The organism is Nocardioides sp., assembly GCF_047607365.1.
Lineage (GTDB): Bacteria > Actinomycetota > Actinomycetes > Propionibacteriales > Nocardioidaceae > Nocardioides.
Window position 1 is genome coordinate 24,707 of the sequence record NZ_JASGDD010000210.1, and the last position, 11,985, is coordinate 36,691.

Consider the following 11,985-nt stretch of genomic DNA (forward strand, 5'->3'; position numbering starts at 1 on the left):
GACCGCCGTCATAGGCGACCAGAGTGGGGCCATCTATCGCATCGAATGAGGGGTTGGCTGTCGTGACAACTGAGGTAACCGAGGCGGTCGAGCAGCTCGACATCGTCATCATCGGCGCTGGAATATCCGGGATCGGTGCGGCGACGTACTTCACCCGAGAGCTCCCCGGCAAGTCCATCGCGATACTCGAAGGACGCGAGGCCCTCGGCGGCACCTGGGACCTGTTCCGCTACCCGGGCATCCGCTCCGACTCCGACCTGCACACCTTCGGCTACGAGTTCAAGCCATGGCGCCACGAGCACGCCATCGCGGACGCCCACCTCATCAAGGACTACCTCCGTGAGACCACCGAGGAGAACGGCTTCGCAGACCAGATCCGCTACCGACACCGGGTCCTGAGGGCGGCGTGGTCCTCTGAGGAGAAGGTGTGGACGCTGACCGTCGAGGTCACCGACCCGTCCGGGACTGCCAGAACCACGACGATCCGCAGCACCTGGGTGTTCGCCGCGACCGGCTACTACAAGTACGAGGAGGGCTACACCCCCGAGTTCGCCGGCCGTGAGGACTTCGACGGCCAGATCGTGCACCCGCAGCACTGGCCCGACGGCCTCGACTACGCGGGCAAGAAGGTCGTCATCATCGGAAGTGGTGCCACCGCCGTCACGATGGTGCCGGCGATGCTCAAGGGTGCGGGAGCTGCCGCGCACGTGACGATGCTGCAGCGAACGCCGACGTACATCGCCTCGATGCCTCGCGTCGACCGGGTCGCGCTCCATCTGACCAAGCTGCTCGGCGACGAGCGCGGGTACGCCGCCACCCGACTCAAGAACATCTGGCTGGAACGTGGCCAAGTGCTGTTCTTGCGGCGCTTCCCCAAGGCCGGCCGCCGCCTCATCCGTGCTGACAACGTCAAGCGCCTCCCCCAGGGCTATGACGTCGACAAGCACTTCAACCCTCCGTACAACCCCTGGGACCAGCGCCTGTGCCTGGCCCCCGACGGCGACTTCTTCGACGTCATCAAGGACGGCAAGGCCGACGTCGTGACCGACAAGATCGTGCGCTTCACCCCGACTGGCATCCTGCTCGAGTCAGGCCAGGAGCTGGACGCCGACATCATCGTGACCGCGACCGGCCTCAACATGCGGCTCTTCGGCGGCATGGAGATCGTGGTCGACGGCAAGCCGACGGACATCACCCAGTCCTACGCCTACCGAGGAATGCTGCTGAGCGGCATCCCGAACTGGGCGATGGCCATCGGATACACCACCTCCTCGTGGACCCTCAAGGTCAGCTTGATGTGCCGCTACTTCATCGATCTGATGAAGCACATGGACGCCCACGGCTACATCGAGGCTGTCCCCGTGGCCGAGGCCGGCATGGAGTCGCGTCCGGTGATGGACCTTCAGTCCGGCTACGCCCGGCGTGGGGCGAAGCACCTGCCGAAGCAGGGCGTCTCGGCTCCGTGGCGGATGGCGCTGTCCTATCAGGAGGACGCCAAGGCTCTGCGCGGACCGGTCTTCGACGAGCATCTCAAGTTCGGCACCGCATCCAAGGCGAAGCGGAGCACGGCCGATGTCTGATCCCATGTCCACCGACTCTGCGAACCACTTCGCGCAACTCCCATCGGGGATCCGGATCTGCTTTCGCGATCACGGCAAGGCTACGGACCCCGCGATCCTGCTGGTTGCCGGGCTCGGCGAGGATCAGACGTTCTGGGGTGACTCATTCGTTCGAGCGTTGACGTCGTCCGGCTACCGCGTTGTCACGATGGACAACCGCGACGTCGGTCAATCGACGTTCTCGACGACGCCACCTCCGGCTATCTGGCGGCAGGTCTTCGCTCGACCGCGCCGCGATGCCTACAGCTTGGCCGACATGGCACAGGACTGTGTCGGAGTCCTCGACCACCTGGGCGTCGAGCAGGCTCATCTCGTCGGGCGATCGATGGGCGGCATGATCGCCCAGACCATCGCCGCCACGGCACCCCAGCGCGTGCTGTCGTTGACCTCGTTGTATTCGACCACCGGAGCGCCCAAGATCGGGCAGCCGGCGAAGTCCACGATTCGTATCCTCGTCCTCACGCCTGACCCCAAGACGAGGACAGATGCGGTGCGTTCGCACTTGCGCCTGACCCAGCACGTCGCTGGGACGGGATACCCCATCGACGACGCCGAGGAGGCGGCGATCGCGGCTCGTGGCTGGGACCGCGCAGCAGGGGACGCTCCTGCAGGAGTGGCCCGCCAGATCGAAGCGATCCAGCGCTCTGGGGACCGCACCGCCCAACTCGGTCGCATCACGGCGCCCACCCTGGTGATCCATGGCGATCGGGATCTCCTGGTCTCACCGACCGGCGGCCTCGCGACTGCCAAAGCGATCCCGTCCGCACAGCACGTCGTCATCTCGGGCATGGGTCACCACATCCCCGAAGGCCTGGTCGACCCGATCACGCGCTACATCGTGGGACATGCCGATCGCGTCGGCAGCAGCGGCCCCATCGTCGAGATCTGCTGATCCGGACATTCCTTGCGTCATCGGGACTCTGCTTTCACTCCCACTCGTCACGTGTTCAGCGGCAGAATTGCCGCCATGGACGAACTGTGGCCCGAACCCGGAGCGAGGTCCGCGGAGCTCATACGTTCGGTCAGCCAGAGTCTCTTGGCCGAGGTCGAAGGCTTGGCTGAGGCGGTGACCGGCCCTTCTCTGACCGGGCAGAACGCCCCCGCGCTGCTCGCCGACGCCACGTTGAGCTCCGAAGAGCGTCACATCAACCGCAGCGCGTTGATCCAGTGGCTCACCGCCAACATCCACAAGCCGGGCCGGCGGGTCCTGCCTGACTTTGGAAGCAGGACGACGTCCTACATCAGGGACCTCGCCTCGCGTGGTCTCGCTCCCGACTTCGCCGGCGGCTGGCGAGCGGCCGTCCCCGTGGCATGGCGCGGCTGGCTGCGAGAGTGCCTGGACCAGTGCAGTGAGCCGGCGGTGCTCGAAGAGGTGCTCGACGTGATTGCCCAGTCCATGGCGCAGTACGCCATCGACTGGATCGTGACGGCGAGCGAGATCACCCTTGGCGACGCCATGAAAGACGCGGATTCGTCCGCGATCGCGATGATCCAGACGATTGCCGGCGGTGCCACCGTCCACCCGGACGTCGCCGAGGCCCGGCTCAACTATCGCCTCGCGCGCTGGCACCGGGCCTTGATCCTCTGGGTCGATGGCCCAGAGCAGGTCGACTGCCTCGACCGCGCAGTTGCCGAGGTTCGTTCGATCTCAGGTGCGACGAGCCCGCTCGTCGCTCGCGCAAGCACAACCTCGCGCTGGCTCTGGCAGTCAGGATCCGACGCTCCTGATCCGCGGCCCGTGGCGAAGGCATTGCGAGCGATCACGGGCGTCAAGGCAACGGTCGGCCGGGCTGGCCACGGACTCGAGGGGTTCCGGGCGAGTCATCACGATGCTCTAGCCGCACAGGCCATGATCGTCCGGCTCGAGTCGGACCGGCGCTTCACGGCGTACGCCGACGTGGAGCTCATCGACACGCTGACCAAGGACCGAGCGAGCGCGACACAGTTCATCACCAACACTCTCGGCCCCTTGGCGGCGGCTGACCCGGCGCTTCAGCAGACCCTGCTGACCTACGTCCAGTGTGGCTTCAACACCACCCGCGCGGCCGCAACGCTCTACGCCCACCGCAACACCGTCGAGCGCCGGGTCACACGGGCGAACGAGCTCTCGACGGTGAAGGTCGAGGACAACCCCGCCCATGTAGCGGCGGCGCTGCTGGTCCTCGAGGTAGCTCCGCACCTGGGCGTTGGCGCTACGGCCTGACTACCAGGGCAGCGCTCATGCCTACGGCTGACGCTGCTCCAACCGCCCGTACCAGCGAAGCGCGGGAAGCACGAGAGCGGTCACTCCGGCGAGCACGATGAACGCAGTCGCCGAGTGGTGGACCAAGATCCCGACGATGGTGGTGACGACAACTCCTCCGAGGTTACCCGCCAGCCAGATGAGCCCCGCCGCTGTGCCCTCGGCGTCAGGGGCATGCCGTTCGGTGAGTGCCAGGACGATGGGCAGGGCGGGGAGCAACGCCATACCGATCGCCAACATCATCAGATACCCGGTCGCGACGCCCGGGATCACAGCCAGGACCAGACAGGCGATGGCGGTGACGGTGATGCCGACCGCGATGACGTTGAGCTCGCGGTCCCTCTTCTCCGCCCACACCGGAACGACCGCGCAACCGATGACACCGGCGATCGTGGTGAGCGCCAGGATGATGCCCGCGGTGGCCTCCGAGACCCCGGCCGGCTCGAGGAGCGGCTGGGCGTACGTCGTGAGGGCGATGAAGGTGCCCATCGGAATGACGACGACCACGCAGAGGCGTCGAAGGTGCGGGTTGCCCCACGCGGCACGGAAGGACCGCAACCCGCCCGTGGTCGGCATCTCCTCCATCGAGGTCGCGAGCGGTCGCACCATCGCCAGCGCGACGATGAGGTAGGCGGCCGCGGCCAGCGCGATCAGTGCAGTGACGAGAGTCAACGTGCGAACGTTGTGGGCACCCGGCAGCGCCGCGCCGGCGGCGAACCCGACCACCATGCCGAAGAACGTCGCCGCGGACGCTGCGGCGATACCGGTCGTGCGGTCCTTCTTGACGAGATAGACGACCACGAGTCCCGTGATGCCGTTGAGGACGAACGGCTGTCCGACGGCGGCCACGACCTGCCCGATGAGGGCCCACGAGTAGCTGTCGCCCCCGAGCCTCAGGAAAGCGCCTCCCGCGGTGAGAGCGGCGCCGGCGATGAGTCCCGGCCGGAAGTAGCGGTCCAGGACCAGACCTGCGGGGATCGCCAAGATCACGTAGACCAGGACGAAGATCTCGGCGAGCCACCCGATCGCGCTGATCGACACTCCGAAGTGATGCGCCGCGTCGTGGGTCACCGCCGCGTAGTTGACCAGGAGGGTCTGCGTGGCCGCCGCGAGCAGGCCGTAGGCGACGATGACCGACCACCGGCTCCGCTCCTCCCGGTCCAGTGGGATGGAACGGCCCGCCTGCCGTCCGCCGTCCTGCAACTCGTACGCCGCCATGGCACGTTCCTCCGCGTGTGATCGATGTCACCGGATCGTCGCAAGACGCTCATCAGCGCGGATACGACACGCTGCACCCCGATTCGGACGCCGCTGTGCACGGTGTCGTACGGCCGACAGTGACGCGGCTCGTCATCGCCGTCACTCTCCGGGGCCTGACGTGCTACGCCTTGCGCTTGCGGCGTCGGAGGTACGCCTCGATCATGTCCGCGGCCATCTCGGCGCGGCGGCTGACGGCTTCAGGATCAGGCTCGGTCATCATCTGCATCGTCAATCCGTCGATGATGGCCGTGAAGACGCGGGCGAAGGACTCCAACTCCGCGTCGTCGGCGATCGTGGCGCGCGCGCCGCGGAAGACGGCCTTCCATTCGCTGACGAACTTCTCGTACGCGCGCGCCGCTAGCGCTGCGTCGTTGCGCTCGGCCCACAGCCAGATCTCGATCTGAGCTCGTGAGTGGTCCCTGTTTCGCAGTCCCCACCCGACCGTCGACAGGAGAAGCTGACGTGCCTCCCCGGCGAGGTCCTGGCCGGGCTGCTCGACACTCGCGAAGTCAGCTCGCAACTGCTCGCCCAGCTCCTCGAAGACCGCCCAGAGCAGATTCTCCTTCGTTTGAAACGCGTAGTGCAGAGTCGCGAGTGGCGCTCCCGCCTCTTCGGCGATGCGTCTGGTGGTAGCACCGTCGACACCCTCCCGGGCGATCACCGCCACGGCGGCGTGGATGAACTGCTGACGTCGGATCTGCGCCGGAACGCGAGCCACGATGCCCCCTCGGCTGACTTGATCATACGAACAAGTCGGACGCTATCATCCTGCCTTCGGCAGCCTGGGCACCCGATCTGGCCGGTCAGGTCGGTCAGGTCGGTCAGGTGGAAGAAAGCACACGCGCCAGCGCCGACGCCGTCGCGTCCACATCGTCGACGGTGTGGGCTACCGAGAGGAAGACCTTCCCCGACGGCATGAAGAGGAAGCCACGCTCTGCCATCCCGCCGAGGATGCGATCCCACAGACCACCGGTGCCGTGCAGTCCGGTGCCGCCCCCGTCGGGGACGTATTGGAGCAGGGACCCCACCCGGTTCAGGCTGCCGCGGCCCGGCTCCGTGGCGAGCACGGCGCCGATGCGCTCCTCGAAGTGCTCGGACGTCCTCTCGAGCGCGTCGTAGAGTCCGGGCTCGGCGAGCGTGCGCATGGTCGCCTCGACCGCAGCGAGGGCGACGGGGTTGGAGTTGAACGTCCCGGCGTGGACGACGCCGGAGGTGACCTGGTCGACGAGCTCGGCCCGACCGACGACGGCGCTCTGCGTGAACCCGCCGGCCATCGCCTTGCCGAAGACCGACAGGTCCGGCCGCACCCCGAATCGCTCGGCCGAGCCGCCGCGCGCGATCCGGAACCCCGCGATCACCTCGTCGAAGACAAGGACCACTCCGAATCGATCGCAGAGAGCGCGCAGTGTGGGAAGGAAGTCGGGGGCGGGAGCCTCGACCCCTCCGTTGCTGAGGATCGGGTCGACGAGCACGGCCGCGATGTCCCTCTCCGCCGCCTCGGCGAGCAGCCGCTCGGCCATGGTGACGTCGTTGAACCGCGACACCACGAGGTCGTCGAGGGCCGTGGCCGACTGGCCCTTGCTGGCGACCGTCGCCGGGAGGCCGCTGTCGGACTCGACGAGGCCGGCGTACACGGAGTCGTGCCAGCCGTGATAGCTCCTCGCGAACTTGAGCACGCGGCGCCGGCCGGTCGCTGCACGAGCCAGCCGGAGCGCGACCTGGACGGCCTCGGTGCCGGTGTTGCTCCAGAGCAGGCGCTCCCCGTGCGGCACCGCCTCCAGCACCGCCTCGGCGGCGAGATACTCGAGCTCGTGGCCGGTGCCGACGACCTGCATCCGAGTCGCGACCTCCCGAACGGCCTCGACGATCCGAGGGTCGCTGTGGCCCAGGACCATCGGTCCCCATGCCATCACGTAGTCGACGTAGCGATCACCGTCGAGGTCCCAGACGTACGCTCCCCGGGCCTCCCGCACGAAGACCGGGTGCGGCTGCATGGAGGCGCGCAAGCCGGACCCGACTCCCCCACCGATGCTGCGCTGAGCGCGTTCGAACGCCGACCGGGACGACGTGAGGGACATGAGGACTCTCCTTCTGCGAGATGCACGCGGTCGCTCAGCGATCCGCGACCTGGATTCCTTGGGTGTGGACGATGTCGAGCCGGCCGTCGGCGTGCCGCGATCGGAGGACCTTCTTGTCGAACTTGCCGACGCTCGTCTTGGGCACCTCGGCGACGAAGGTCCACTGGGCAGGAAGTTGCCACCTGGCCCATCGTCGAGCGAGGTGCGCCCTGAGGCCCTCGGGATCGGGGGTGACGCCCTCGCGCAGGACCACGGCGACGCACGGACGCTCGTCCCACCTCGGGTCCGGCACCGCGAAGACCGCGGCCTCGACGACATCGGGGTGGGCCATGACGTCGTTCTCCATCTCCACCGAGGAGATCCACTCGCCGCCCGACTTGATGATGTCCTTGGCGCGATCGACGAGGGTCAGATAGCCATCGCGGGTGATCCGGCCGACGTCACCGGTCCGGAGCCAGCCGTCATCGAAGCTGCCGGGCTCGGCCACGGGACCCTGCGGTGAGTAGTACGAGCCGGTGACCCACGGGCCGCGGACCTGCACCTCACCCAAGGAGATGCCGTCGTGCGGCACCGTGTGTCCGTCCTCGTCCACGAGACGGTGCCGGACCAAACTCGGGAACTGGCCCTGGGTGACGCGGTACGCCATCGCGGCGTCCGCATCGATGCCCGCCGGCGCGTACGCGACCGTGCCCAGCGACGATGTCTCCGTCATGCCCCACGCTTGGACGATGGTGACGCCGTGCCGCTCCTCGAAGGCCTCCATCAAGGCCGGCGGCACTGCCGCACCGCCGACGACGGCCGTCCTCAGGTGGCTGATGTCCTGCGGATGGCGCTCGAGCTGCGTCAGGATCCCGTTCCACACCGCCGGCACCGCCGCGGCACGGGTCGGGCGTTCGGCTGCCATGAAGGCCAGGAGCGGCTCGGCTTGGAGGTACTGGTCGGGCAGCAGCAGCGACGCGCCGGACACCAGTGCGGCGAACGGCAGGCTCCAGGAGTTCACGTGGAACATCGGCACGATCGCGAGGCAGGAGTCCGCGGTCGAGATGCCGAACCCGCTCGGGGTGGTCACCTGGAGGGCGTGGAGATACAGCGAGCGGTGCGAGTACACCACGCCCTTCGGGTCGCCCGTCGTGCCGGAGGTGTAGCACATCGCCGCCGGCGCACGCTCGTCCAAGACAGGAAAGTCGTACGTCGCGGCCTGTGCGGCGAGCAGCTCCTCGTAGTCGTGGACAGCGACGCCGGGAGGGGCTGCGAACGACGAGGCGTCGCCGTTGACCACAACGACGTGCCGAACGGTCCGCATCTGCGGAAGCACGGCCTCGAGGGTGGCCAGCAGGGAGCCGTCGACGAAGACGACGTGGTCCTCGGCGTGGTTGGCGATGAAGGTCAGCTGTCCTGCGGAGAGCCGGATGTTCAGCGCATGCAGGACGGCACCCATCGCCGGCACGGCGGTGTAGATCTCCATGTGCTCGTTGTTGTTCCACATGAAGGTCGCGACCCGGTCGAACCGCCCGACCCCCAGGGAGACGAGCGCGTTCGCCACCCGTGCGGCGCGCCCCACGAGGTCTGCGTACGTGGCTCGACGAGTCTCGGTTCCGGTCCAGGTCGACATGGTCGAGGCGTGGTAGGCCTCCCCCGCGTGATCGAGAAGATGGGCGAGCGACAGTGGCTCGTCCTGCATGGTGCTGAACACGAACGCTCCAAAGACGTCGTACGGGCGTCAGAATCGGATGACCGAGCGGATCCCGATGCCGCGCTTCATCTCGTCGTAGCCGTCGTTGATCTCCTCCAACGCGATCACCCGCGTGACGAGTGCGTCGAGGTCGATCCGACCGTGCAGGTAGTGGTCGACGAGCTGGGGGAAGTCGATCGCCGGTCGGCTCGACCCGTAGTTCGAACCGATCAGCTTCAACTCCGAGTCAGACATCACAAAGGGGTCGATCGTGATGGTGAGGCCGTCGGGAACCTGTCCCGCGACGATCGCGCGACCACCCCGGGCGAGCGAGGCGTACGCCGCCTCGATGGTCGCAGGCAGGCCGATCGCCTCGATGGCGACCTCGACGCCGCGGCCGTCCGTGAGCTCGACGACCCGCTCGGCGAGGTCCTCCGTCGAGGTGTTGACGACATCGGTCGCGCCGAAATGACGCGCCTGCTCCAGGCGCGTGTCGGACAGGTCGACCGCGATGATCTTGCGGGCGCCTACGAGGCGGGCGCCCTGGATCGCGTTGAGGCCGACGCCGCCACACCCGAGGACCAGCACGGTCTCATCCGGGCGGACGTTCGCAGTGTTGATCGCCGCGCCGACGCCGGTGGTGACGGCGCAGCCGACCAGGGATGCCTGCTCGAACGGGGCGTCCTGGCGCACGGGGACGACGCCTGACTCGGGCAGCATCGCGTACTCGCCGAAGGTGCCGGTGCCGGCGAAGCTGTAGACCTCTTCGCCTTCGGCGGTGGTGATGCGGGTCTTGCCGTCGAAGGACAGGTGGTTGGCGGAGTGCTCGGCGACTTTGTCGCACAGCACCGGTCGGCCGCTCACGCAGTAGCGACAGCGCCGACACGGGGGCGTCCACGAGATGACGACGTGGTCGCCGACGGCGACGCCGGTCACTCCCTCACCGACCGCCTCGATGACGCCGGCGCCCTCGTGCCCGAGGATCATCGGGGTCGGGACCTCCCACTCGCCGACCACCACGTGGAGATCGCTGTGGCACAGCCCGCTGGCCTTCATCCTGACGAGCACGTCGCCAGGCGGAGGGGTGGACGGAATCGAGACGGTCTCGATCGTCATCGGCTCGTTCGGCGTCCGGAAGACGGCGGCCTTGAATTCGATGGTCATGGTCTGTGGCCTCTCAGTTGGCGACGCGGATGAGCTTCTTGTTGGCGAACTCCTCGATGCCGTACCGGCCGAGCTCGCGGCCGAACCCGGACCGCTTGATGCCGCCGAAGGGCAGTTCCACGCCGTCCATGCCGACGCCGTTCACGTAGACCATGCCGGCCTCGATCCTGTCCGCGACGCGGATGGCCTGCTCGGGGTCGGTGGTGAAGACGTAGGAGCCGAGGCCGAACGCCGTGTCGTTCGCCAGGTCGACGGCCTCGTCCTCGGAGGAGACGCGGTAGACCGTCGCCACGGGACCGAACAGCTCCTCGCGGGCCGAGGCGGCCGTCGGCGAGAGGTCCGAGAGGACGCCGGGCGGGAAGTACGCACCTTTGCGGTCACCCTCGGTCACCAGCGTCGCGCCGTCGGCGACCGCACGCCGCACCTGCTCGTCCAGGCGTTCTGCGGCGGCGCTGGAGGAGAGCGGGGCGAGGCTGTCCGCGGCAGCCAGCACACCTCGGGTGAACTTCTCGACGAACGGCTCGTACAGGTCATCGGCGACGATGAACCTCTTACCGGCGTTGCAGGCCTGCCCTGCGTTCTCCAACCGCGCGCCGAGCGCAGCTTCCACCGTGGCGTCGAGATCGTCCGTGGAAAGGACGATGAACGGGTCGGACCCGCCGAGCTCGAGGACGACCTTCTTGAGATGGCGGCCCGCGGTCTCGGCGATCACCGATCCGGCGCGCTCAGAGCCGGTGAACGACACCGCCTGGATGCGGGTGTCGGCAATGATGTCCGCGACCTGCTCGTTGGTGGCGTACACGTTGACGTACGCGCCTGCGGGGAAGCCCGCGTCGGCGAAGAGCTGCTCCAGCGCAGCGGCGGACTCAGGGCACTGCGGGGCGTGCTTGAGCACGATCGTGTTGCCCAGCGCCAGGTTCGGAGCGGCGAAGCGTGCCACCTGGTAGTACGGGTAGTTCCAGGGCATCACGCCCAGGAGTGGGCCGATCGGCTGTCGGCGGACAAGCGCATGGCCGCCCCCGTCGAGCAACTCGATCGACTCGTCGGCGAGGAACGTCTCGGCGTTGTCCGCGTAGTACCGGTAGATCGCGGCGCAGAACTCGACCTCGCCCACCGCGTCGGCCAGGGGCTTCCCCATCTCTCGATGGATGATCTCCGCGAGCTCGGCACTGCGGGCATCGTGAAGGTCCGCGACGCGGCGCAGGAGGTCGGCCCTCTCGGCAACGGTGGAGGCGATCGACCACGACCGATACGCCTCCGATACGGCGGCCAGCGCTGCCTCGACGGTCTCAGAGGTCGCGATCGGAAACTCCCGAGCGGTCTGGCCCGTGGCCGGGTCGGTCACGGCGTACGTCTGGTTGTGCATCACTGGCTCCTGTGGGCGGGCAGCGCTCACGTGCAGTCAGCACATGGGCGAACGGATCGTGGGCGGTGTCGCTCGACGGTCTCCGCTCGGACCGGGTGGGTGATCGACCCGACGACCACCACCGCCAAACTCCTTGGCGCTGCGACTGATGACTCAACAGTGGCCGCCGAGGTCGGCGCCCGACTAGGGCAGGCCGCACCTCCTTTGTCCCGGCCAGGTGCACGCTGCACAGAACAGATGACGGAACAAGGACCGTGCGCTGCTTCGTCGTCGTGGGTCCTGCTCGCCGCCGCCGGGGCCACGCCTCGATGGTGGCCTCACTACTGGGGACGTACTGGAGACAGCTTTTCCAGTCGCCACCTACTCGAAGGGAGCTGCGAGGGCTTTCTCAGAGAACGCCCAGGAGACCTCGACAGCGTCGGCTGCCGATCGCCTGTGCCTCGAGGAGTCGCCCATGAATCGCCGGACCACCATCCAGGTCGCCTCCGCGGCCGCCGCCCTCGGCCTCGTCGGCGCCGGCGGGGCCTACGCCGCCCTGGGTCACGGCCCGGGCAGCGCCCGTACGACGGCCACCAGTGCGGGAG

9 protein-coding genes are annotated in these 11,985 nt (G+C 68.0%); 3 read left to right on the top strand and 6 right to left on the bottom strand.

Annotated features, from left to right (window positions below):
- Positions 1-62: 62 nt before the first annotated feature.
- The 3 genes from QM572_RS16385 (at position 63) to QM572_RS16395 (ending at position 3,822) form a co-directional block, all read left to right on the top strand.
- Entirely contained in the window at positions 63-1,580 is a 1,518-nt protein-coding gene (locus QM572_RS16385) for a flavin-containing monooxygenase (RefSeq protein WP_415095031.1), read from the top strand.
- Between the two features lie 4 nt (positions 1,581-1,584).
- Positions 1,585-2,511, top strand: a complete 927-nt coding sequence (locus tag QM572_RS16390) for an alpha/beta fold hydrolase (protein ID WP_415095033.1) — start codon at positions 1,585-1,587, stop codon at positions 2,509-2,511.
- Positions 2,512-2,586: 75 nt separating this feature from the next.
- Positions 2,587-3,822: a PucR family transcriptional regulator gene (locus QM572_RS16395; protein WP_415095035.1), complete on the top strand. Its 1,236-nt coding sequence runs from the start codon at positions 2,587-2,589 to the stop codon at positions 3,820-3,822.
- A gap of 21 nt (positions 3,823-3,843) precedes the next feature.
- On the opposite strand, the gene QM572_RS16400 is transcribed toward QM572_RS16395, so the two are convergent.
- The 6 genes from QM572_RS16400 to QM572_RS16425 form a co-directional block, all read right to left on the bottom strand.
- Positions 3,844-5,079: an MFS transporter gene (locus QM572_RS16400; protein ID WP_415095037.1), complete on the bottom strand. Its 1,236-nt coding sequence runs from the start codon at positions 5,077-5,079 to the stop codon at positions 3,844-3,846.
- A gap of 163 nt (positions 5,080-5,242) precedes the next feature.
- The gene (locus QM572_RS16405; protein WP_415095039.1) at positions 5,243-5,788 is read right to left on the bottom strand and encodes a TetR/AcrR family transcriptional regulator; all 546 of its coding nucleotides are present in this window, start codon (positions 5,786-5,788) and stop codon (positions 5,243-5,245) included.
- 154 nt (positions 5,789-5,942) lie between these two features.
- Positions 5,943-7,199 carry an aspartate aminotransferase family protein gene (locus QM572_RS16410; RefSeq protein ID WP_415095041.1) on the bottom strand — a complete coding sequence of 419 codons (1,257 nt, stop codon included), beginning with the start codon at positions 7,197-7,199 and terminating at the stop codon, positions 5,943-5,945.
- A gap of 34 nt (positions 7,200-7,233) precedes the next feature.
- Positions 7,234-8,892 (bottom strand): long-chain fatty acid--CoA ligase, encoded by a 1,659-nt coding sequence (locus QM572_RS16415; protein ID WP_415095043.1) that lies wholly within the window; start codon positions 8,890-8,892, stop codon positions 7,234-7,236.
- Between the two features lie 27 nt (positions 8,893-8,919).
- Positions 8,920-10,035: a Zn-dependent alcohol dehydrogenase gene (locus QM572_RS16420; protein ID WP_415095045.1), complete on the bottom strand. Its 1,116-nt coding sequence runs from the start codon at positions 10,033-10,035 to the stop codon at positions 8,920-8,922.
- 13 nt (positions 10,036-10,048) lie between these two features.
- Positions 10,049-11,401 (bottom strand): NAD-dependent succinate-semialdehyde dehydrogenase, encoded by a 1,353-nt coding sequence (locus QM572_RS16425; RefSeq protein WP_415095047.1) that lies wholly within the window; start codon positions 11,399-11,401, stop codon positions 10,049-10,051.
- Between the last annotated feature and the right edge of the window lie 584 nt (positions 11,402-11,985).

Bases quoted from the DNA above. Each gene is read 5' to 3' on its own strand.
- QM572_RS16390 (WP_415095033.1), top strand. From the start codon at position 1,585: ATGTCCACCGACTCTGCGAACCACTTCGCGCAACTCCCATCGGGGATC.
- QM572_RS16395 (WP_415095035.1), top strand. From the start codon at position 2,587: ATGGACGAACTGTGGCCCGAACCCGGAGCGAGGTCCGCGGAGCTCATA.
- QM572_RS16400 (WP_415095037.1), bottom strand. From the start codon at position 5,079: ATGGCGGCGTACGAGTTGCAGGACGGCGGACGGCAGGCGGGCCGTTCC.
- QM572_RS16410 (WP_415095041.1), bottom strand. From the start codon at position 7,199: ATGTCCCTCACGTCGTCCCGGTCGGCGTTCGAACGCGCTCAGCGCAGC.
- QM572_RS16420 (WP_415095045.1), bottom strand. From the start codon at position 10,035: ATGACCATCGAATTCAAGGCCGCCGTCTTCCGGACGCCGAACGAGCCG.
- QM572_RS16425 (WP_415095047.1), bottom strand. From the start codon at position 11,401: ATGCACAACCAGACGTACGCCGTGACCGACCCGGCCACGGGCCAGACC.